The organism is Gemmatimonadaceae bacterium (assembly GCA_030647905.1).
GTDB lineage: Bacteria > Gemmatimonadota > Gemmatimonadetes > Gemmatimonadales > Gemmatimonadaceae > UBA4720.
In genome coordinates, this window is record JAUSJA010000026.1 from 394,693 (window position 1) to 415,006 (window position 20,314).

Sequence of the window (20,314 nt, forward strand, 5' to 3'; positions counted from 1 at the left end):
GGGACGGGCGTTTCACCGATCGAAGGGAGTCGGCGCATCATGGGCTGGTTAGATTTGTTTGGGCCGAGCGAAAGGACCATCGCACAGCGTGAACAACAGCAGGATGCCGTTTGGATAGGCAAGCTGCTCCGTCACAAGCAAGCCGCGTTGCGGCGCAAAGCCGCCGAAGCGCTCGCACGCATGGGAACTCCGCGGGCGTTACGGGAGTTAACGATTGCATTGGGGGAGAGCGAGACCCACACTGGCGAAAGAGACCTGGCGCTTTCGGTTTTCCGCTCCCTCGAACTCGAAGCGCTGAAAGACGCTTTTGACAGCGCGGTGAGCCGTTCGAGCTACATGCGGAATGAGGCGCTCAAGGCGCTGCGCGCGATAGAAACTCCGGCATCGCTCGCGCTGGTCGTTGAGCTGTGCAAGAGCGCGGACGGGGACACCAGCAAGGACGCCCTGGACCTCTTGGTCCGCTGGGATGTCTCCCGCGCGCTCCCCATCTTGACCGACGAACTCGGCAGCGGCGCGGAACAGCGGCAAAAGCGTGCGGTGTCCCACTTGAAGAGTCTCGCGCGAACACGCCCCGAGATCTTGACCCAGGCGTCGGCCGGCCTCTGTGAGGCGCTCGCCGCCCAGTTGCGCAGCGCGAAGGGTTGGGACCGGCAGGAGGCCGCTTCGGTTCTCGTCACGGCCGGTTGGTCGCCGCAGACGCCGGAGGACCAACTCCTCTTTGCGGTCGCGCGCAGCGACTTCAGCCCGTTCCCGGACCTGCGGCCCGCGGCCCCGGCCATGGCCGAGGCGCTGTTTCAGTCCGGCCTCCTCACCTCCGATGAGTTCGATCGAGTCCAGGAGGAGTTTCCCTCGCGTGACGCTGTCATCCTCTTCTGTCAGAAGAAGAATTACAGCGCCTTGGGACGCATCAGAAAGAGAAGTGCCGAGTTCGACGATTTGATGCTCGCCTCCGTTGTCCAGCGCCTGGTCAAAAAGCTCGCCGCCGCCGAGTACTTTGACGGCACCCGCATCTCCGCGCTGCTTGCCATCGGGCATCCGCACTCCGCGCAAGCTCTGCGGCGGGCATTGGAGCGCGGCGCCTGCGAACACGACTCGACTCTTGAGCAGAATGTCGCCCGGTTTGTGGAGGCCCACAAGGACCTCTGCGGGCCGCCGGAACAGGCGTACTGCTCCATTTGCCACGCCCAGAAATCTGCCGACGAGATGAAGTTGTACGGCAGAGCCACTGGTTCCGGCGGCGGGAAGATTGAGTTGCTCTGGTTCTGCAAAGGCAAGTGCTGGGACGCGCGCGGGAGGGAGATCGGCTCACGGTTGGGCGGGGGCTGTCCCTTTTGGGATGACGGTATCTGCAAACCAGCGAAACCCGCCGGTCAACCGGCCGCTTGCTCAATCGAGGTCAACTCCCACCTTGAGTGCCACGTTTATCGGATGCGATAGCGAGCATCCGCCTGCCGAAGCTGAAATGAATAGAAGCAGAAGAACACCTCGCCCGAGGTCTTTCGGAGCGGGAGTTCAAGATCCTCAACACATGAAATTGAGATGAATGCCGGGCAACGGCGCGCAGTTGACCTCGTATTCACGCCACGCCTGTTGCCGGGCGCAAGGCTGCTCACACCGAACGGAGGGTGCCATGCGAGAGATGGGAGGTCGGGTCGTCGCATCATTCATCGTGAAGGGCATTGGCCCTGCGCTTGGACTGGTTGCTGGTGTCGTCTTCTTCTTCATGATCTGGCCGAGACCCGGCCACGAGGGCTATCTCACGGCAACAGAGCGTCTTATCGGGGCAGCTCTCGGAGCCTTCTTCGTGGTGCTTGGCAGTGTCGTTGCCGATTTCGTTCGGCGCTTGATCGGCCGCGGCAGGAGGAAGTCATGAGCGAGAGCCCGAGTAGTACGGTCTATTGGTCGACGTTCAAGTGGGGGCTTCTCCCGCAGCGAGGGATCCTCTTCCTGGACGCCCGGGGGCCGAGTCACATTCGAATCCTGCGAAGCTACGCCGTCATCGTCGCATCGCTGCTGTTAGCCGCGGTTCAAATTGCTCTCGTACTCTGGATGGCCAGCCGAGGCCAATTCGCCGGACTTGTCCCCACTTTCCTGTTTATTGTCGTGGTGGTCTCCCCAGCGGTCCAGTTTGTCCAGAGGTCCTTGCACAGACGAGCGTTGACGCTGGAGCAACTGTTCCTGCAGAACGCGGACAAGGAACTCGGAGATCAGCAATCTCGCGCAGAGCTCTCGATTCCCTGGACATCCGTCACCGGGTTCAGTGTTGCAGCCAGGAAGCCATTCCGTGTCTCCGTCCGTGTGGGTAAAGGCACCGTCAATCTCGGTGCGATCCTCGGCGGCCCGGAATGGTCCGCGTTTGATCACAAGGACAGCGCTTCTGCTGCTGAAGACTTGCGGGGTGCCCTGAAGAGAATGCTGCCTGGCGTCGTGGATGCTCGCTGATCGGATGACCGCAGATCAGGCCAGCTCCACGCGCCCTGAGGTTCCTGAACGCCGCCCCGCGCACCCCCAGCTCACTGGTCGGGGCTGTTCGACGCACGAGCCGTGCGTTTGCGGGCAAACGACGATCCGCACAGCGAGGTGACGCTCGCCCGTGAGCGTACGGATCGCAGCGGTGACCGTGCGGGCCGGCCACCCGGGCGATCTCGCCGAGCAGGCGCCGACGATACAAGGCAGAGCTGTCTCAGAAATGGAATCGGGTGGCCACCACGATGTCCGTCGCGGTACCCGTGATTTCTTTCGTGCTGGACGGCGCGGTCCCGCTGACGTGAATCGTGGTGACGCTTCCCCATTCCCAACGCCGCGACACGCCACCGACGATCGAGACGCGCGGGGCTACGTCGAGCACCAGGCCGCCACCGGTACCGAACGACATCGTGAGTTTCGACTCGTCGAGCAAGGGCGTGCCGGTGAAATCACCCGCCGTTGGCTCGTGCCATTGGCCGCCAAAAGCCAAGAGGATGTACGGGTGAGCCTGGCCGTTTCGGCGGAGGAAGAAACGGGTGTCCAAGCCGACGCGTTGGACAGTGACTTGGTGGCCAGAGCCCGTGGCGTTGGTAAGCGTCGCGTCGTGGCTGGCGCGCGAGTACGCGATCTCAAGCTCACCGCGGTGGACCCGGACGCCCAGAGCGGCGCCGACGGCGATGGAGCTCGTCAGGTCATAATTGCCCTCACGAGAGCCAGAGCCTGCCCCGTGGGCGACCAGCCATTCGCCATTGAAACCCGTGAACGCGAGGTTCCCGCCGACGTACGCGCGTCCCGTCTTCAGGCCAGACTCAGTCGACTGCGCTGCCGCGGTCGAGACCCAGACCATCGTTATCATCAAAGGCGCCAACCACAGTCCACTTCTGGACATCGCACCCCCGTCGCAATCCCAGTTTCTCTCAGTTGCAATATCTACCCATTCGAGGGTACCGTCAACTAATCCCGACGGCCAGGGCTACGCATTATGAAATCCCGTTGCGCGGTGCGGGCTCAGTCGCCTTCGCCCCAGCGCGGAGCGCGCCGCCCCCGCTCTGCGGGGGCCTCGTCGCCGTCACGCCCCGCGCTTGCGCGCGGGGCCACTCCCAGGCCAACCTTCTTTGACTATCTGCCGCTTTTCAAGTGTTTGTCAGTGGCCGCATTTCAGTGTTCGGTGACATCGACGTGCTGGCCATTGCGTTGTTGGCGACCCTCTGCGGCGCGGATACCTGTACGCAGTTCGCCCTCTTGTCCATCAAAGACCGTCAGGGTAGCTCGAGGCGGTGTGTTGCTCAAACGGCGTGTTGAGTTGTAGCTGCACTTGCAGCCTCGAGCGCTTAATGGCTGGAGTGAAGCGTTGGTTGTTCATTTTGGAGAAGTTGAGACCTGGACCGGTTCAGTTGAGACGTGGCACAAGGCACCAACAGATGATCATCTGGTTGTGCGTGAGGACGCGGAACCTGATCTCCCGCGCCCGCGGCGCAGGTGTGTGTTCGCGCAGCGCCCGGCAAGGGGGCGTACGGGCCGGCGGCGCCCGCTGCCCCGCCGATCGAACGGGATCACGACGCGGGGAAGGCGCGCCCGACGGCGAGTTCGCCCCATTCGGCGAGCACCGTCGTGAAGGCGCGTGGAAATCCATCTGCAGGAACTGCCGCAGCACCAGGATCGCGAAGAACTGCGCTTGGGTGGAATTGTGCAACGAACGGCGGCACGCGTGCCGCGGGAGAAACCGCCGACCAACGACCAAGGCTTCGCGCGGCAGCCGCACGGCCGGTTTCGTCGTGACACGCACCGACCTACTCGAGGCGTGTCGTGCAGAAGACGCCTTGCCGCGACAGCGTGTGACGCATCATCTCGACAGGGCAACGTGCAGTGTTGATCCCTCCGCCAGACCGCACTGGCAATGTCCCCGGCTCCTGTTCCGTCGATGGGAAGAAGCATGAAGACGAATTCCGGGGTAATCTCAGGCAACGGGCACCGGGCAGTACTCTGGAATGGCAGTGCATTGTCACTTTGCGCAGAGAACCAGCAGCCGTCAGTGATCATGGAAGGTGCTGGAAACGTCAACTTGTTGACGGCGTGCCCGGACGGGAAGCACTTTGCCTTCTTTGCGAAAACTGGACTCCATTTGATGGATGTTACCGGCAGCGAGGTCTGGATGTGCCACCTTGACGCTGACAAGTCAACTCCGTACGGCATCCGCTTCTCACCTTCCGGCGACGCCGTCATGTTCATACACAACTACGGTGATGATGTCGGCTTGTATTGCATATGGCTCTACGAGCTTGAGCGGAAACGGGCGACTCAACTCTGGTGCGATAGTCCGATAGGATGTGATGCCGACTTACGGTATTTCATGGTAGGCCGGAACTACTATCGATGGGGATATGACCAGGTCCTTCAAGGGTCGGAGATACCACAGCCGGGAGATACTACTCGCGAGCGAGGAACCATCGCCACGCGCCTGGACGGTGAGCCCGTGATCCTGGACAGGGATATGTTCCCGAAGTGGCAGGCGAGTCCAATCCGGCCGTGGCGCGGAAGTGCGGTGCAGAGAAATGGAGAGGGAGTCGTCGTCTTGGAGGAAGACGGCAGCCTGCAGTGGTTTTCAGTTGACTCGGTTGGCCCCGACGTCGCGATACGTGGATGCATATCCCAAAGGCTTGACTGCGCGACACAACGCGTGGGTCATGTCATGCTGGGTGCCCATGATGATATGGTTCTCATCCAGCCAGCCATGGTCGAGCATGCTATGCTCGTGAATCGCAACATCGGTATAGTGTGGGAGGCAGATGATCTGTCGTCAGCTACGCTCAAAGGTCAGCGAGTCATAGCCCATTACAATGATGGCACGGTGGAAGTACTTCGGAGTGATGGTTCAGTGGAAGTGAGATATGCACCGCTGTCAGGGTGCAAAGCCGTCGCCGCGGACATCATAGGTGACGCTCTGTTTCTTGCCTGCACAGTGGATGAGGGACAAACCATCGAGGTAGAAGCGTTTGCCCTGGCGGGATGCTGATAAGTCATTCAGGAAATAGGAATTTCAATCGGGGATGTCGAAGTATCGCACGCCACGCTACGCCGCCGCAGGTGGTCCGTGCGGAGCTATTCGCCCGTCTGCCCGGCTCGCGGCGCGTCCGGTCCGCCGCGCCGCCGGGTCGCTGCCCTGGCGCAGGCCCGATTCGGGGCCGCCGCGCACGACGAACGCCCCCGCTCGTAAGCCGGCGCGCGCGGGGGGACGTTCAGGGGGCGTGGTGGGGCGCGGAGCTCGCGATCGGTCGTCGACGCGCGCCACGAGCGACTGACGCGCCGGTCGAGGGCGGACTCCGCGCGCCGGGCCGCGCCTCGGCGGCGGCACGGGTGCGGAGGTGCGTCAGGATCTGGTCGATCACCGCGGTCTGCGTGATGAACGCGACGATCCGCATGGTCCGGTGGCACGTCGGGCACGCCAGCGGGTCGACCTCGAAGATCTGTTGCAGCAACGCCGCCCACCGGTGCGTCGCCTCGGTGGGAGCGAGCCGCGGCGGGGCCACGATCGGGGTCACGATCGGCACGGGCGCATCGGCGGGGGCGGGCTCCGCCAGGCGCCGCATGCCGCGCGGTCGATTGGCGTACCACCCGTAGTACCGCGTGGTCACCTGCCCCTTGTCGGGGATGTGGGTCAGCAGTCGCGCGAGAAACTCTAGCGGGTCGGCGGTCTCGGTGCCGGCGGTGGGTCCCTCCGACTTGTCGGAGCGGTAGGTCACGACCTTCGCCGCGCGGTCATACGTCAGCCGCTCCAGGGCCACGGGGTTCCGTGCGCAGTACCGCGCAAGCCGGGTCGCAAACGCCCGATCATCCTCCGGGATCCAGACGGCGGTGTGGACATGGAACCCCGAGTGCGGCCACGTGAGCATCCCCGCGGCTTGGTCCTCGTCGAAGAGCTCCAAACGCACGAACAGCCGGAGCACGGCGCGGCGGAAGGCCTCCGTGAGACGCGCCGTGTCATGGACCGGCCACGACACGAACGTGCCGTCGGGCCGGAAGCCGCCGTCGGTGACGAGCAGGTGGAGGTGCGGATGCCAGTTGGCACGCGAGCCATGGGTCTGCAGGCACGCCACGATCCCCACCGCGATCTCCACCGCGAGATCGCGCTCGCCCGTCAGCGTGCGGATCGCGGCCGTGAGGGTGCGCGCGGCCACGCGGGCGATCTCCCCGAGGAGACGTCGGCGGTAGAGGCAGTACGCGCGGAGCCGCTTCGGGATCGTGAGGACCACTTGCCGGTGCGGCACGGGCGCGAGCAGCGTGGTGTCGAGCCATTGCTCCCAGATCGCGAGTCGCTTCGCGTGGCAGCTGGGGCAGAAGTACCGACACTTGCACGAGAAGGCGAGCAGGTACTCGTGCGTGCAGTCGTCACACCGAATGCGCGCGAAGCCGTGCTCGAGCACGCCGCAGGCGAGGAACTTGTCGGCGACCTGCCCGACCACGGGGCGCCACGGGCCGTACTCGCGCGCGAAGCGCTCGTCGTACACCGTCTGCAGGCGGTGCACATGCTCCGAAACCAACCGAAACAACGGCGACGCCTGCGGACGCCGGGGCTTGTAGACGCCGAGGGCCGCTGGCGCCTCGTGCCCCATGCGCGCTCCCAGACCGTGGAGCGCCGAGCATACGGGCGACCGGCACGCGGGCGGTCACCATCGTATTGCGCCGCAGGCTATTCTGACGCAACGTCCTGTGAACACTCGGGACGATGGGTACCCCTTGCGGGCCTAACTGTGCTTGCTGCTGCCGAGCGGACCATGGATTGTCGCAGGGCGAAGTACTCGTCGGTCCGCTCGCAGCAGAAGCTGGCGTTAAGCCTCTCTATCAAAGGCTTAAAATAGGTCTCCCCCGCGTACGCGGGGATGCACCCCTCGACAGAAGTCTCGCCCGTTCGACAAGCCGAAGAACAGGACGAGATCCTTTGCTCGAGCAGGCGCGGATTCTCCTCGGCAGGATCAAACAGAAACGGCCGGAGAAAAGTCTGCTGCTGACCGGCCTGCGGGGAGTGGGCAAGACAGTCCTGCTCAACGAGATCGAGCGGCAAGCGAGCGCTGCCGGCTACCGCACCATCGTCATCGAAGCGCATGAGAACAAGCCGCTCGGGCCACTGCTTGCCCCGTATCTGCGAAGAGTTCTGTACGACCTCGACCGTATTGCCGGCGCGGGGGACAAGGCAAAACGCGGGCTCCGTGTGCTGCGCAGTTTTCTCGGCGGCCTCAAAGTCATCTACGCGGACATCGAGGTCGGCTTGGACATCGATCCCGAGCAGGGTTCGGCCGACAGCGGGGACCTGGGAATCGATCTGCCCAACCTGTTCGTCGCTCTTGGCGAAGCCGCTGAGGAGAGGAAGAGTGCAGTGGCTGTGCTCATTGATGAGGTTCAGTATTTCACAGAGAAGGAACTCGGCGCCCTGATCATGGCGATGCACAAGGTGCAACAGCGCCAGCTTCCCGTGGTGTTGCTGGGCGCCGGTCTGCCCATCCTTCGGGGTCTCGCCGGCGAGTCGAAGTCCTATGCCGAACGACTCTTCAGCTTCCCGGAAGTCGGCGCCTTGTCGGAGGAGGACGCAGCAAAGGCGTTGCGCGAGCCGGCTCTCGCCGCCGGCGTCGTTTTCGAGCCAGATGCACTCAACGAAGTATTTCGGTTGACGAAAGGCTACCCCTATTTCCTACAGGAATGGGGATACCAATCGTGGAATCAGGCTCCCACCAACACCATCACTCTGGAAGTCGTTAGAAAGGCGACTCCGACAGTGATTGAAAGGCTGGACCAGAACTTCTTTCGCGTCCGCTTCGACCGGTTGACTCCCAGCGAAAAACGTTTTCTGCGAGCGGTCGCTGAGCTCGGACCGGGAGCTCACCGAACAAGTGACATTGCTGATAAGCTGGGAGTAAAAGTCACGAGCCTCGGGCCCGTTCGTGCAAAGCTGATCAAGAAGGGAATGGTGTACAGTCCAGCGCATGGCGACATGGCGTTCACTGTTCCTCTGTTCGACGAGTTCATGCGTCGGGCGATGCCAACGTTTGTCCCCTAGCCGAAACCCCGACATGGAGTTCCGCATCGCCGACACCTTCACCGACAGCCTTGCACGTCTGCACGAGATCAGTTGCTCGTCACGAGCATCGAGCCGGCGTCGGAGTTTCTTGATGACATGCTGGTGTGATGAGCCGATGCAATTGACAGTCAACGACCATGTAATTACAGTTATTACATGAAGCCCGTCGAACTCAAGGTTGCCCGCATCGGCAATTCCCGGGGCGTCCGCATCCCCGCCGCGACTCTCGAACGCTATCGAGTCGGTACCTCATTGGTTATGGAAGAGCGGAGCGATGGAATCCTCCTCCGTCCGCCAGGTCCTGCGAATCCCAAGCTATCCTGGGAGGATACCGCGGGGGAGATGGCCGCAGAAGCCGAGAACTGGGACGCGTGGGATGCGACCGCTGGCGACGGGCTGGAGGAGACCCCTTGGGAGCCCGAACGCCCGCTTCGCGTAGCTGAGAAGAAGGCGAATTACAAAGCGCGTCGACATCCCCGCAAGAAGTGAAGCGCTATGAGGTTCGCTGGGCGTCGCTCGATCCCACGCAAGGCTCCGAGATGGCGAAGACCCGTCCAGTAGTGATCGTGAGCCTCGACGCGCTCAACGAACGCCTGCAGACCATCACCGTCTGTCCCCTCACGACGCAGCTTCATCCGGCGTGGCGCACACGCCTCGGCGTTCGCGTCGGCCGACGGCACGCCGAGATCGCGGTGGATCAGATCCGAACGATCAGCAAGGCTCGTCTCGGCAACAAGGTAGGGACACTGTCCGACGACGACGCACGAGCGCTGCGGCGACTCATCACCGAGATGTACGGGGAATAGGTTGGGCGCTTCTCAGACCGGGCAACAGCAGCCAAGCGTCAATAGGGCGTAAAATCAAGTCACAACGCGACTTAGGGCACACAGTCCGTTGTACGGCCATTCCATGTCCGTTTTACGGACTTGTTATGTCCGTTTTACGGACGTAAACTGTTAGTCGTCAGACCTGCCCCCCCGTCGGCCAGCAAATAATAGGACAAGACATGAAGCCCGCTGATTACCACCCCAGAGCAGCCTCGAATCGAATCGCGGAACTACTTGGCGTACTGCCTGTGGTAGTGCTGACGGGCGCCCGACAAACTGGAAAGAGCCGTCTCCTCAACTCAGAGGTGCCGCTTGCCGACCATAAAATCTTCACTCTCGACGACATCGCGACCCGAACGGAAGCGCAGAACGATCCCACGGCGTTCGTTGCCCGCGCTCCGAAGATGGTCATCGATGAGGTTCAACGAGTTCCCGAACTACTCATCGCCGTAAAGGCGGCAGTTGACCGGGAACAGCAGCGAACACCAGGCAGGTTTGTTCTGACCGGATCGGCCAATCTTCTTCTAATGAAGCAGGTGAGCGAGTCCCTCGCGGGGCGCGCCGCATACGTCACGCTCGAGCCGATGACGCGTCGCGAATTGCTGGGAGACGCAAGCACCGGCAGGTGGGACACCTTCTTCAATAACCCTCAGACGGAATGGGTCGCCAAGCTCTCCGGGTCAACGGCGACAAAGCAGGATTGGCAGGCGGCAGCGCGGCGCGGTGGATTCCCGTATCCTGCGCTTCGTCTCGACACCGCAACGCGCGGCAACTGGTTCGACGGGTACATTGCGACGTACCTCGAACGAGACCTGAGAGAGCTGAGCGCGGTGGACGATCTCATCGCATTCCGAAGGGCGATGCAGGCGTTCGCTCTACGCACCGGTACTCCGGTCAACGCCTCCGCAGTCGCAGCCGAGCTCGGCCTTGTCGCGCGAACTCTACGCAGGTGGCTCGACCTGCTGGACGTGAGCTATCAGCTTCTCCAGCTTCCGGCGTTCACGGCACGCCGGTCGACGCGCCTCAGAAAACGCCCCAAGTACTATTGGAACGACTCAGGCCTCGCCCTTCACCTAAGTGGTGATGCGCAACCAGGCGGAGTACATCTCGAGACTCTGGTGTTCACCGATCTTCGTGCATGGGCCGCACTCGATGCGAGACGGCCTTCTCTGATGTACTGGCGCGATGAGGAAAACCGCGAAGTGGATTTCGTGATAGAACGCGACGGAAAACTGCTCGCGGTCGAAGTGAAAGCGACGACGCGTCCGACGTACGACGACTGGAAGCATCTTCGCCATTTCATTTCCGAATACAAGAAGACAGCAACAGGCGGACTGTTACTGCACGGTGGTGACGAAACGTTTCAAGCCGCGCAGGGCATCGTCGCGGCACCGTGGTGGAAAGTGCTGTGACGAATCCCAGCCGCGATCAGGCCGGACGTTCTCCTGCCTCGAGGCCTGCAACAAGATCCAGCAAGCCCGCAGCTTCCCAGGATTGATTTCTCTTTCCGTCAGAAAGCGGAATTAGAATTCCGGCTTCTTGTAAGTCTCGAACTGCCTGGTAAACCGAAGGCCTCGAACGACCGGTAGCAGCCGCTGCCACCGGGGCGGTGATCGCCGGCGCTGAGCAACCCCATAATCACCGCACTCACCGCCGCCATTCCTGATCCGAAGGCTTTGCACGCCTCGCCCTGCTCGAGCGCGGCGAGCTTTCTCTCCAGTACTTCTACAGTGGGATTCTGACCCCGCGTATAGACGTTGTTGCGATTCTCCTTCGCGCCGGCGGCAAGGAGAGCGTCGTAATTCGGGAACGCGAACAGGGACGTCTGTACGATCGGGGTGGCCATCGAGTCGGCACCTGGCGCACCGGCCGGATGGTCCTCAAGGCAGATCCTGATATCATCGGGAGCGATTGCCATGCGCAAAGCTCCAAGCAACGGATGGCGGAGTCAATCCAGGAGCCACACGTCTCCCATCGGCCGGCTTCTTGAAGCAAATTCGGGGACACGACCACCACCCCCTGTCCCCCAATGACCACCCAGCGCATCCACCCCGACATCACGGCCACAGTGGGTAACACCCCGCTCATTCGCCTCAACCGCATCGGCGCCCTGAGAGCGCGGGCAAGCTCATCGTCTCTATCATCTGCGATTTCGGCGAGCGGTACCTGTCGAATTCGGTCTATGCGGAAATACCGGAGCCGGACTACTCCGATATCGAATCCGCGCTGAGCTGACGATGGTGCCGCAGAGGTGCCGGTCAATCCGCTGACTTAGCGAAAGGCAGCTTCTTCAGCGGATGGGGATCGAGCGAGCTATCGCCAGTGCCGTTCGATAGGGCTCGGGATCGTCCCGGTTGGTGAGAAGCACCACGGTCAGCCGTCTGGCCGGGAATCGCACGATGACATTCCGGAATCCGCTCGTTTCCCCGGAGTGCCACAGCGTCTCGCCCGTAATTCGCCAGCCGAATCCGTACTTCACGTCCGGCTCATCGGTTGCGGTGTGCGGAGTAAACGCGAGTTGGCGCGATTCGTTGCTCAACAGGCGGGAGTCATACAGGGCCGCGTCCCATTTTGCGAGATCGTCAACCGACGCATAAATGCCACCGTCACCGAGCACCGCGCTCGTGATACTCTGATCCTTTCGTGTCCACGCGCCGCCCCTCTCCGTGTATCCGAACGCGCGCCGTTCAACGGCCGAGGTTCCACTCTCGAACGCCACAGTGCCACTCATCCCGAGCGGGCCGAAGATCCTGCTCTTTAGAAACGATGCGAAGCTCTGCCCGGACGCGCGCTCCACGATGAGGGCGAGCAACGCGTAACCGCTGTTGCTGTATCGATAAGCCGTACCCGGCGCGAAGTACGTGGTGTCCTGCGATTCGAGCAGCCGCAGCACGTCGGCGTCGTGAAGCTGTGCCGTAGTGCCGGCCGGGATCACGTCCTCGTAATCAACGATGCCGGACGTATGCGTGAGCAGATGTTGGATCGTGACGGAGCCTGTCGCCGCGGGAAGCGACGGAAGCCACTTCGAGACGCGATCATCGAGGCGCAGCTTGCCGTCCTGCACAAGAATCAGAATTGCAGCAGCGGTGAACTGCTTAGTGACCGACGCGAGGCGGTAGTTCGTCTCCGGAGTCGCGGCGACGCGCTCCTCGACATTCGAGAGTCCCCACGAGCGCCGCACGACCGTGGCACCGTCATGGATGACGAGCAACGACGCGCCAGGCACCGCGTCGTCGTAGTCGCGCATCAGCGCATCAATCTCGTCTGTTATCGAATGAACGTTGTGTATCATGAAGTTGCCTGCGCCGGAAATTTGCGCGAGATTGCCGTTCCCACCACCCACACCCGCATGGTTTCCATCTTGAGAACTCTCCGCATCTCCGTCCTGACGCTTGCCGCAGTCTCGACAGTATCCGTCGGCGCCACTGCACAATCGCTCGCGATTCCCAGTAATCATCCCAAGGTCGCCGCAGCGCTCGCCGGGATCCGCGCCGATAACGCATGGACGCTCGATCAGCAGGCGTCCATCTGCGAGATCGCGGCGCCTCCGTTCAAGGAGGCAATGCGAGCCGCCGAGTACAAGCGAAGGTTCGAGACGCTGGGCTTCAAGGACGTGCGCATTGACACCGAAGGGAACGTCATCGCCACGCGTCCTGGCAAGGGGAAAGGACCGACGGTGATGATCGCCGGGCATCTCGACACCGTCTTCCCGGAAGGCACGGGCGTGAAGGTGACGCGGCAAGGTACTCTGATGAAAGGCCCGGGCATCGCTGACAACTGTCGCGGGCTCGCGGTTGTACTCCAGGTCGCGAAGGCGCTCAGTGTGGCCGGCGTCGAAACCGATGGCACGATCATGTTCGTCGGCAACGTCGGCGAAGAGGGACCCGGCAATCTCCGCGGGGTGCGACATCTCCTCATGAAGGAATTCCCGGGGAAGATTGACTACTTCATCTCGGTTGACGGCGCCGGGCTCGGCGTCACGAGCCGAGCCGTGGGAAGCCATCGCTATCGTGTCACGTACAGGGGTCCGGGCGGTCACAGCTACGGCGCGTTTGGAATTCCGAATCCGATCCATGCCCTCGGCCGCGCGATCGCGAAGATCTCCGATCTCCAGGTGCCCGCTCGTCCGCGAACGACGTTCAATGTCGGAATGGTCTCGGGCGGGACATCGGTCAACAGCATCTCCGAGACAGGTGTGATGGAAGTGGACATGCGCTCCGAATCATCGGAAGAGCTTGGTAAGATCGACACGCAGATCCGCGGCGCGATTGACACCGCGCTGGTCGAGGAGAATACGCGCTGGCCGGGTCAGCGCGGACGGCTCGCGGTCACAGTTGACACGATGGGTATCCGACCCACGGGTGCTCAGTCAGATGATGCCGTCATCGTGCGGACCGCGCTCGCCGCAGGAAAAGCGCTCGGGTTCAGCGAGCCGACCGGCGCATCGAGCACGGACGCGAATCTTCCTATAAGCATGGGCATTCCGGCAATCACAATTGACGGCGGCGGGCGAGGGAGGGGCTCTCACTCACTCGCCGAGGATTACGACGACACCGCGACAGGATACCTGGGACCGCAGTGGGCGGCGCTCATCGTGACGGCGTTGGCGGGAGTAAGGAAGTAGACGCAGCGGACGCCACGAACCGGCCGAGCCATATATTGAGGTATGGCTTCCGCACCAGACCCAGCAAATCGTCCGCCAGCAGAAAATCGCCGGCCACTAATCAGCGGAAGCGCTGTCGTTCTCGCGGCGCTGTTGCTCCTCGTTATTGGCGTCGGCTACTGCGGAAGCCGTATCATGCCAAAGCGCCTCAGAGGCAACGAAACGCGAGTGACGCAGGACGTCGTCATTCAGCAGATGCAGGCTGTCGCCAGGCTCGTTTCGACTGAAGCAACGATTCGGGACGTGGTGGTCTACGAGAATACGTGGTACGGATCCACGAAGCGGTCACTCGTTGTCGTGACGGGACGGCTACTCGCGGGGATAGATCTCGCCGACAAGCCGGACATCGCCATAGACCATGGCGCGCGGCGAATATCCATCCGGATACCGCCGGCGAAACTGCTGGGCGTGGAAATCACGGACATGAAGACGTATGACGAGAGTGGCGGACTGTGGAATCCGTTCCGTCCTTCCGACAGGGATGCGATCCAGCGCCAGGTGAGAGCGCAGCTCACCGTGTCGGGCCGGCAGATAGACCTCCTGCGTCACGCAAACCAAAGCGCGACGCAGATGCTTCGCATGCTCCTGGCGAGAGACGGGTATACGGTTGATGTCACGACCCGTGGAACACCGGCGGGGCCCTTCGTGGACCACGTTCAGAATCTGAACAGGTAGCTCACCTTTCCAAAGAATCCGTCGCGTGTCCGCTGCAGATCCTGGAAACGGAACTCGCGTGGCTCCTCCATCGTCGAGCCGTAGCCGAGGTAAACGAGTGTGCCGGGCATCGGGCGATAGCTGAAGAGCCAGTCCATGGAGAGCTCATTGCTCGTGCCCCCCGTGTCGCGCACTCCGTTGACGAGAATGGAATTTCCGTACCGGTCTTCGAGGGATGACCGCGATCTGGCCGCGTACTGACCGACGAGCCGGAAGAAGATGGACGGCGTCATCTGGTATTCCATCTTGATGCGCGGAATGGCCTCGGTTGAGAAACGTGAGTCGTCATTCGAGCGATCGAGCACGAGGCGCGAGAACTGGATCGAGCTGCGGAGCGCAGTCGTGGGCCGGAGATCGATTGCGCCATCCAATCTTGTGCTGCGACCGGGAGCGGCTTCGCGGAAGATCGGCGTGCTGCCCCGCGTGATGCTTGCCGTCGCGCTCACGAAGCGAAGAGTGGGTGTCGTTACGCGGAACGATCCACCGAGCTGATCCCGCTCGATGCTTGGCACCGTGAACCCGATGGTGTCTGTCGCGGCACTGCGCGGACGGAGAATGCTGTAGCCGCTGTAATTCGCGGGAGTGTACGCAAACGAGCTGCGCGTGACAGCCCCGCTCAGCTGCCACCCTCCGCGCAGCGTTGCGCTCGGTGTGATAGACTCGCTGGTTTCGATAAGCGGGCGTCGCGCGATGTAGGCCCATGTGCGCTGTAATCCGATGAACGTGCCGTAGGTCTGGACGAGAGCGCCCTTTGCGCCGTAGAAGCTCAACCGGTTGAAGACTCTCGCTTCGACAACACCGGTGCGGTTGACGAAGCCGGCGGCGGCGCCGAAATCGGGCTCTACGCCGCGCAGAGTGTAGTGAAATCCCCATGCGCGCCCGGTGCGATCCCAATCCGCCTGGAGAAGCGAGCCATTGCTGCTGGTGCCGAGGCTGTCGGTCCATGACTGTGCCGCCTGAAGCTGGACGAAGTACAGCTTGGAGTGATAGAACCGGAAATCCGCGCCGGCGAGACGCGAATAATCGTCGCCGTCCTCGCGCGCGGTCAGCACCGATCCGAGAGTGTAGTTCCGGCCGAAATCGCGGCGCAGTCGCGCGATGCCGAACAGCGGATGGTCCGAGCCGCTCCACGAATTTTCACGATCGTCCTGCACCATCATGGCAGCGACATTCATGCTGGCGAGTTTCCCGGCGAGCTTGAGGCCACCGGTGGGGGCGGCGATGCGGCGCGTGTAGATGAGCTGGTTCGGCGTGTCGAACAGCTCGAGCCCGTCGAGGAAGAACGGGCGCTTCTCAGGATAGAAGAGAGCGAAGCGCTCGTTCAGAAGAACCTGGCCGACGTCGGCTTCGACCTGTGAGAAGTCGGGATTGAGCGTGGCGTTGAGAGTCAGGTTCTGTCTCAGACCCCATTTCACGTCGGCCCCGACTTCGCTCTGGCCGCGGTAGTCACGGCCGGAGCCAGCGCCCGGACTGCCGTCCACGCGTGCGGTCATCGTCGGCGTGGCCTCAAGGACGAGACCGCGTTTCATGTCGTGTAAACCTTCGAGAATGCCGGATTGCGCGAGAAAGTTTGCATTGGCGCGAATCGCAGGTGCCCACGTGTCCTGATAGCCGGAGTGCTGGATTCGCCGGAGAATGTGGAGGCCCCACGTCTGAACCTGCGTGTCCTGATATCTGAGACTCTTGAACGGAATGCGTATCTCGACTTCGTAGCCACCGGGGACAAGCCGGCCTTTCGATTCGAACACGTAGTCGGGATTGAGATCCACCGTGCCTTCGAGCGGATTGATGTTGCGGAATCCGCCACCAGTCGCCGACGCTCCGCCAGCGCCACCGGCGAACTGGGCGCTGCGCGTACCGTCCTGCTGAACGCCGAGCGCGTTCACTCCGAAGAGGAACGCGAGCTGGCGGCCGTTCTCGGTATCGAGGAGAATCTGAATGTGATCCTCGCTCGCGATGTCGTCGCGGTTGGCACGTGTCGCGCGCACGACGGTGCCATGGATCTCGCGGGCACGAATTCCGAAATAGATGGCGTCGGCGGAGTACCACACGAGTACTTCCGTCGGCTCTTCTGCCGGCCGGCCGTCTACCGGCTGGTACTGAGAGAAGCCAGTGAGTCGCGCGGCGTGTGACCAGGCAGACTCATCGAGTACGCCGTCCACGGTCACAGTGGAGTCAATCCGCGGTATATCCACCTGGAGATGGTTCGCGCGGCCGTCGTAAATGGCTCCCGAATCGGAGAGCAGCGCTACTGTCAGCAGGGCGGTCAGGAGCATGGAAATAGAATCTACATCTCAGTGCGAGAAACCCGCACAGGAATTCAGGGAATTCCCGATGATTCGAAGGGCTCCGGCACTCCAGATTTCGTTTGCGTTCACAGGACGGAAACAACCGTGAACGGGGCCTTCCCTTGGGACGCTGACGGAGGGCAGTGCAGCGGAAGTTCGAAGCCACTGTGCAGATTGTGAGGTAGCTGGCCACAATTGAAGACCCGGGATCTCCGGGACACCTGAGTTGGCCGTCCGACGAGGGGGAAGAGTACCGACCGACTGTGTAATCGCACAGATAAACGAACCGGCTCCGGGATTCGCCAGCGAAAGCGGGAGCCTCCGTGTGAAGGGAAACCTGATCGCGGGGGCTCTTGTTCGCTCCACGGCGTGGCCTCGTCGGTGTTTCTCCTCCAGAGTATCCAGCTTTCTCCGACAGCGTGTGACGCGGGCTCATGCAGATTGTTGAAGACATTGCGACATCACCGGCATGGAGCACCGAACCATGACTACGCTTGCGCTGGAAAGACCGATCGATCTGACGGTCAACATCGAGACGGCAGGAACCGTGGTGGAAGGCGACTGGACGATCCCGCTTCATCCGCACGGAGTGATTCTCGTGATCAACGGGCCCGGCAGCAGCCGGCTTGGCCGGCGGAACAGGGAAGTGGCGCAACAGATGTACGACAAGGGTTTTGCCACACTCCTGGTTGACCTTCTCACCGTGGACGAAGAACGAGAGGACGCCCTCACAGGCGCGCTGCGACTGGATGTCGAGTTGCTTGCCGAAAGGGTGAAGGCGGCGACTCACTGGGTGAAGGAGGTATCCGAGCTGCGGGATCTCCCGCGGGGCTACCTGGCCTCTGGCGTAGGAAGCGCCGCGGCGCTCGTCGCAGCAGCGCGTGAGCCGGATCTCGTCAAGGCGATAGTGTCACGGGGGGGAAGGCCCGACCTTGCCGGAGTGAGCCTGCACAACGTCACGACACCCACCCTGCTGATCGTGGGTGGATCAGACCCGAGTGTCTGCCAGCTCAATCGTTGGGCGCTGAGACGCCTGAAGGGCGAGAAAGAGCTCGCAATTATTCCGGGAGCCAATCATCTCTTCGAGGAGGCTGGAACACTCGAGGCGATGTGCAAGCTGGCGAGTCGCTGGTTTGACGACCATATGTCCCCACTCGGCCGGTCCGGGCAGCGCCACCATCTATTCGGACGGCCATGGACTCCCGTCCTCTCCACCACTGAAAGAGCCGGAGGCTAGATCCAGCGTCTCACCCGGCGGCGGTAGGCTTCGTACTCGTCACCGAACGCGCTCGAGAGGTATCTCTCCTCTCGCCGGATGACGAACAGGTGGAGCGTGATGAGCACGAGCGGAAACAGCAGAAGCGCCCAGACCGAGTTCATGAGGAGCGCGCCGCCGGCGTAGGCAACCGACAGTCCTGTGTACATCGGGTTACGCGTGTACCTGTATGGACCGGTATCAACGAGACGGGACGCGGGCTTCCTCGGGATGATGGCGGTATGCGCGCGCGCGAACGTGATCATTCCGGAAGCCACGCAGAGGAGCCCCAGCGCGATCAGCAGAACGCCCGCTATCTGCAACGGAGCAGGCGATGGGCCGCTCCCGCTGAATCGAAGCGGGAAGACACGCGTGTCGAGAAGCCACGCAACGATGAGTCCCGCGATGAAGAGGAAGGGGGGCGGAACTCTCACATCGGGCCCCCTCGGATTCGACTCTGCTCCCATGCGCTCGCTCCCGGATTTGACTGTCAGTGCTAACCACCGCGCCTGGTCGCCTGAATGGCGACGCTCTCTACATTATGTATAGCGTGGTAGAGTGTTTCGGAACACCGAACGGAGGCGAGAAGGGATGATCAGCCGCTCGATGTCCCGGCAGAGTCCAGATTTCGTTTTGACCCGATCCGGTGCACAGTTGTCCCAGTTGCCGACCCATACCGCAACCAGATACGTGCAGGCGCTCCGCGAGGGCGGCTCGCTGCCTGCTGTCGTCGAGACCCACGACGGCGGGCTATTCGTGGTGAAGTTTCGCGGAGCGGGCCAGGGCGTGAAGGCGCTGATCGCCGAGCTGATAGTCGGAACTCTGGCGCGAAGCGCGGGTTTGCCGACTCCGGAGCTCTCATTGATAGATGTACCTGACTCGTTCGGGCGCTCGGAGCCCGATCCGGAGATACAGGATCTGCTGCGGGCGAGTCACGGCACCAACGTCGGCGTACGTTATCTCGACGGAGCGTTCAATTTCGACGGCAACGCGGCCGCCGGGTGCATATCCCGCGAGCTGGCGTCGCGGCTCGTGTGGTTCGATGCTTTCGTGGCCAACCCCGATCGTACGCACCGCAATCCGAATCTCATGGTGTGGAAGCGGGAGCCGTACCTGATAGATCACGGCTCCGCGCTTTATGTACAGCATGATTGGCCGTCAGTGGATGAAGCGCGCACGAGGTCTCCGTTCGAGCTGAGCAGGCATCACGTCCTGCTGTCGAAGGCGGAAGATATTGCCGCAGCCGACGCAGAGCTTTCGAAAATGCTAACGCCGGATGTCATCACCGATGCCGTCGCTTCGGTACCTGACGAGCTGCTGACCGAACCGGCGATCAAGGCCGATTTCACGACGCCTGCAGCAGCGCGGAAGCGCTACGCGGATTATCTCGTGATGCGAATCAGTGCCCCGCGTGCGTTTGCCGGAGAAGCGATCGCGGCGAATGCACGTGCCAGGCGCATGCCGCCGCAGCGGGTCTCGTCACGGCGATGACGGCCGCAAGGAAGGGGCGCACTGCGCCTGATGCTGGTGATTCGCGAGGCTGGATCGCGTACAACTTCGCGGTCCTGCGCGCGGTGCCGCACGTGCACATCGGCGCTTTCGCTCCTGTCGGGATCGTTCTTCACGCGCGCACGACCGAGTTCCTCGGTGTTCGTGTGATCACCGATACGGACGAGCTCAGGGCGAGGGCGGGTGAGGCAGACGTCGAGATGCTATCCCGATACCTCGAATCGTGCCATGCGATCGGGATGGGAGAGATGACGGCGGGGCCGATCGCGTTCGCCCCTCCGTCGGAGCGCTTTCACTGGCTGACCGCACCAAGGTCGGATGTGATTCAGAGCGGACCGGTGCACGAGGGATTGTGCGAGGATCCAGCGACGGAGCTCGGCCGGCTGTTCATGGAGATCGTGCAGCGGACCGGGACCGGCTGATCGGCGTGGCCGTCACGGCGGGCAGGTGCTCTGGCGGATTCGCATTCGGTTGCCCGGGCGGGTAAGATTGGGCCTCAATACCGAAGGGGAAACAGCAGTC

At 62.3% G+C, this 20,314-nt stretch carries 19 protein-coding genes; 13 read left to right on the top strand and 6 right to left on the bottom strand.

The window, feature by feature from the left end; all coding sequences use genetic code 11:
- Nucleotides 1-39: 39 nt before the first annotated feature.
- The 3 genes from Q7S20_08065 to Q7S20_08075 all read left to right on the top strand — a co-directional run bounded on the left by Q7S20_08065 (nt 40) and on the right by Q7S20_08075 (nt 2,442).
- The gene (locus tag Q7S20_08065) at nt 40-1,437 is read left to right on the top strand and encodes a hypothetical protein (protein MDO8501784.1); all 1,398 of its coding nucleotides are present in this window, start codon (nt 40-42) and stop codon (nt 1,435-1,437) included.
- A gap of 193 nt (nt 1,438-1,630) precedes the next feature.
- Nucleotides 1,631-1,873: a hypothetical protein gene (locus Q7S20_08070; GenBank protein ID MDO8501785.1), complete on the top strand. Its 243-nt coding sequence runs from the start codon at nt 1,631-1,633 to the stop codon at nt 1,871-1,873.
- Entirely contained in the window at nt 1,870-2,442 is a 573-nt protein-coding gene (locus Q7S20_08075) for a hypothetical protein (GenBank protein ID MDO8501786.1), read from the top strand. Before Q7S20_08070 ends, Q7S20_08075 begins: the two co-directional genes overlap by 4 nt.
- Nucleotides 2,443-2,683: 241 nt before the next feature.
- On the opposite strand, the gene Q7S20_08080 is transcribed toward Q7S20_08075, so the two are convergent.
- The gene (locus Q7S20_08080; protein ID MDO8501787.1) at nt 2,684-3,322 is read right to left on the bottom strand and encodes a hypothetical protein; all 639 of its coding nucleotides are present in this window, start codon (nt 3,320-3,322) and stop codon (nt 2,684-2,686) included.
- A 1,176-nt stretch (nt 3,323-4,498) separates the two neighbouring features.
- On the opposite strand from Q7S20_08080, the gene Q7S20_08085 reads away from it, so the two are divergent.
- Nucleotides 4,499-5,479, top strand: a complete 981-nt coding sequence (locus tag Q7S20_08085; protein MDO8501788.1) for a hypothetical protein — start codon at nt 4,499-4,501, stop codon at nt 5,477-5,479.
- 223 nt (nt 5,480-5,702) lie between these two features.
- Here the strand turns inward: Q7S20_08085 and Q7S20_08090 are convergent, their stop codons facing one another.
- Entirely contained in the window at nt 5,703-7,076 is a 1,374-nt protein-coding gene (locus tag Q7S20_08090; protein ID MDO8501789.1) for a transposase, read from the bottom strand.
- Nucleotides 7,077-7,243: 167 nt separating this feature from the next.
- Here Q7S20_08090 and Q7S20_08095 point away from each other — a divergent pair, with 167 nt between their 5' ends.
- The 4 genes from Q7S20_08095 to Q7S20_08110 all read left to right on the top strand — a co-directional run bounded on the left by Q7S20_08095 (nt 7,244) and on the right by Q7S20_08110 (nt 10,775).
- The gene (locus Q7S20_08095) at nt 7,244-8,515 is read left to right on the top strand and encodes an AAA family ATPase (GenBank protein MDO8501790.1); all 1,272 of its coding nucleotides are present in this window, start codon (nt 7,244-7,246) and stop codon (nt 8,513-8,515) included.
- Nucleotides 8,516-8,692: 177 nt separating this feature from the next.
- Nucleotides 8,693-9,025, top strand: coding sequence for a hypothetical protein (locus tag Q7S20_08100; protein MDO8501791.1), 333 nt, complete (start codon nt 8,693-8,695; stop codon nt 9,023-9,025).
- The gene (locus tag Q7S20_08105; GenBank protein ID MDO8501792.1) at nt 9,022-9,342 is read left to right on the top strand and encodes a type II toxin-antitoxin system PemK/MazF family toxin; all 321 of its coding nucleotides are present in this window, start codon (nt 9,022-9,024) and stop codon (nt 9,340-9,342) included. Before Q7S20_08100 ends, Q7S20_08105 begins: the two co-directional genes overlap by 4 nt.
- 200 nt (nt 9,343-9,542) lie before the next feature.
- Entirely contained in the window at nt 9,543-10,775 is a 1,233-nt protein-coding gene (locus tag Q7S20_08110) for an ATP-binding protein (protein MDO8501793.1), read from the top strand.
- 98 nt (nt 10,776-10,873) lie between these two features.
- On the opposite strand, the gene Q7S20_08115 is transcribed toward Q7S20_08110, so the two are convergent.
- Together Q7S20_08115 and Q7S20_08120 are read right to left on the bottom strand one after the other, a co-directional pair.
- Nucleotides 10,874-11,281, bottom strand: a complete 408-nt coding sequence (locus Q7S20_08115) for a PLP-dependent transferase (GenBank protein MDO8501794.1) — start codon at nt 11,279-11,281, stop codon at nt 10,874-10,876.
- Nucleotides 11,282-11,653: 372 nt separating this feature from the next.
- Nucleotides 11,654-12,655, bottom strand: a complete 1,002-nt coding sequence (locus Q7S20_08120) for a serine hydrolase domain-containing protein (protein ID MDO8501795.1) — start codon at nt 12,653-12,655, stop codon at nt 11,654-11,656.
- A 57-nt stretch (nt 12,656-12,712) separates the two neighbouring features.
- On the opposite strand from Q7S20_08120, the gene Q7S20_08125 reads away from it, so the two are divergent.
- Both Q7S20_08125 and Q7S20_08130 read left to right on the top strand, forming a co-directional pair.
- Nucleotides 12,713-13,987 (top strand): M20/M25/M40 family metallo-hydrolase, encoded by a 1,275-nt coding sequence (locus Q7S20_08125; GenBank protein MDO8501796.1) that lies wholly within the window; start codon nt 12,713-12,715, stop codon nt 13,985-13,987.
- A 174-nt stretch (nt 13,988-14,161) separates the two neighbouring features.
- A complete protein-coding gene (locus Q7S20_08130) occupies nt 14,162-14,701 on the top strand; it encodes a DUF4230 domain-containing protein (GenBank protein MDO8501797.1) in 540 nt (179 codons plus the stop codon).
- On the opposite strand, the gene Q7S20_08135 is transcribed toward Q7S20_08130, so the two are convergent.
- Nucleotides 14,683-17,016: a DUF5916 domain-containing protein gene (locus Q7S20_08135; GenBank protein ID MDO8501798.1), complete on the bottom strand. Its 2,334-nt coding sequence runs from the start codon at nt 17,014-17,016 to the stop codon at nt 14,683-14,685. The genes Q7S20_08130 and Q7S20_08135 overlap by 19 nt on opposite strands.
- A 496-nt stretch (nt 17,017-17,512) precedes the next feature.
- On the opposite strand from Q7S20_08135, the gene Q7S20_08140 reads away from it, so the two are divergent.
- Nucleotides 17,513-18,265, top strand: a complete 753-nt coding sequence (locus Q7S20_08140; protein MDO8501799.1) for a dienelactone hydrolase family protein — start codon at nt 17,513-17,515, stop codon at nt 18,263-18,265.
- Here Q7S20_08140 and Q7S20_08145 read toward each other — a convergent pair.
- The gene (locus Q7S20_08145; protein MDO8501800.1) at nt 18,262-18,750 is read right to left on the bottom strand and encodes an isoprenylcysteine carboxylmethyltransferase family protein; all 489 of its coding nucleotides are present in this window, start codon (nt 18,748-18,750) and stop codon (nt 18,262-18,264) included. The two genes, Q7S20_08140 and Q7S20_08145, sit on opposite strands and share 4 nt — an antisense overlap.
- Nucleotides 18,751-18,916: 166 nt before the next feature.
- Between Q7S20_08145 and Q7S20_08150 the strand changes: the two genes are divergently transcribed.
- Together Q7S20_08150 and Q7S20_08155 are read left to right on the top strand one after the other, a co-directional pair.
- On the top strand, nt 18,917-19,774 hold the full coding sequence (locus tag Q7S20_08150) for a hypothetical protein (GenBank protein MDO8501801.1): 858 nt from the start codon (nt 18,917-18,919) through the stop codon (nt 19,772-19,774).
- Nucleotides 19,771-20,214 carry a DUF3037 domain-containing protein gene (locus tag Q7S20_08155; GenBank protein MDO8501802.1) on the top strand — a complete coding sequence of 148 codons (444 nt, stop codon included), beginning with the start codon at nt 19,771-19,773 and terminating at the stop codon, nt 20,212-20,214. Before Q7S20_08150 ends, Q7S20_08155 begins: the two co-directional genes overlap by 4 nt.
- Nucleotides 20,215-20,314: the final 100 nt, after the last annotated feature.

Excerpts from the sequence above, each read along its gene's own strand:
- Q7S20_08125 (MDO8501796.1), top strand. The coding sequence starts at position 12,713 with ATGGTTTCCATCTTGAGAACTCTCCGCATCTCCGTCCTGACGCTTGCC.
- Q7S20_08145 (MDO8501800.1), bottom strand. The coding sequence starts at position 18,750 with ATGGGAGCAGAGTCGAATCCGAGGGGGCCCGATGTGAGAGTTCCGCCC.
- Q7S20_08100 (MDO8501791.1), top strand. The coding sequence starts at position 8,693 with ATGAAGCCCGTCGAACTCAAGGTTGCCCGCATCGGCAATTCCCGGGGC.
- Q7S20_08140 (MDO8501799.1), top strand. The coding sequence starts at position 17,513 with ATGACTACGCTTGCGCTGGAAAGACCGATCGATCTGACGGTCAACATC.
- Q7S20_08090 (MDO8501789.1), bottom strand. The coding sequence starts at position 7,076 with ATGGGGCACGAGGCGCCAGCGGCCCTCGGCGTCTACAAGCCCCGGCGT.
- Q7S20_08070 (MDO8501785.1), top strand. The coding sequence starts at position 1,631 with ATGCGAGAGATGGGAGGTCGGGTCGTCGCATCATTCATCGTGAAGGGC.
- Q7S20_08065 (MDO8501784.1), top strand. The coding sequence starts at position 40 with ATGGGCTGGTTAGATTTGTTTGGGCCGAGCGAAAGGACCATCGCACAG.
- Q7S20_08155 (MDO8501802.1), top strand. The coding sequence starts at position 19,771 with ATGACGGCCGCAAGGAAGGGGCGCACTGCGCCTGATGCTGGTGATTCG.
- Q7S20_08135 (MDO8501798.1), bottom strand. The coding sequence starts at position 17,016 with ATGCTCCTGACCGCCCTGCTGACAGTAGCGCTGCTCTCCGATTCGGGA.
- Q7S20_08080 (MDO8501787.1), bottom strand. The coding sequence starts at position 3,322 with ATGATAACGATGGTCTGGGTCTCGACCGCGGCAGCGCAGTCGACTGAG.
- Q7S20_08120 (MDO8501795.1), bottom strand. The coding sequence starts at position 12,655 with ATGATACACAACGTTCATTCGATAACAGACGAGATTGATGCGCTGATG.
- Q7S20_08115 (MDO8501794.1), bottom strand. The coding sequence starts at position 11,281 with ATGGCAATCGCTCCCGATGATATCAGGATCTGCCTTGAGGACCATCCG.
- Q7S20_08130 (MDO8501797.1), top strand. The coding sequence starts at position 14,162 with ATGCCAAAGCGCCTCAGAGGCAACGAAACGCGAGTGACGCAGGACGTC.
- Q7S20_08075 (MDO8501786.1), top strand. The coding sequence starts at position 1,870 with ATGAGCGAGAGCCCGAGTAGTACGGTCTATTGGTCGACGTTCAAGTGG.
- Q7S20_08110 (MDO8501793.1), top strand. The coding sequence starts at position 9,543 with ATGAAGCCCGCTGATTACCACCCCAGAGCAGCCTCGAATCGAATCGCG.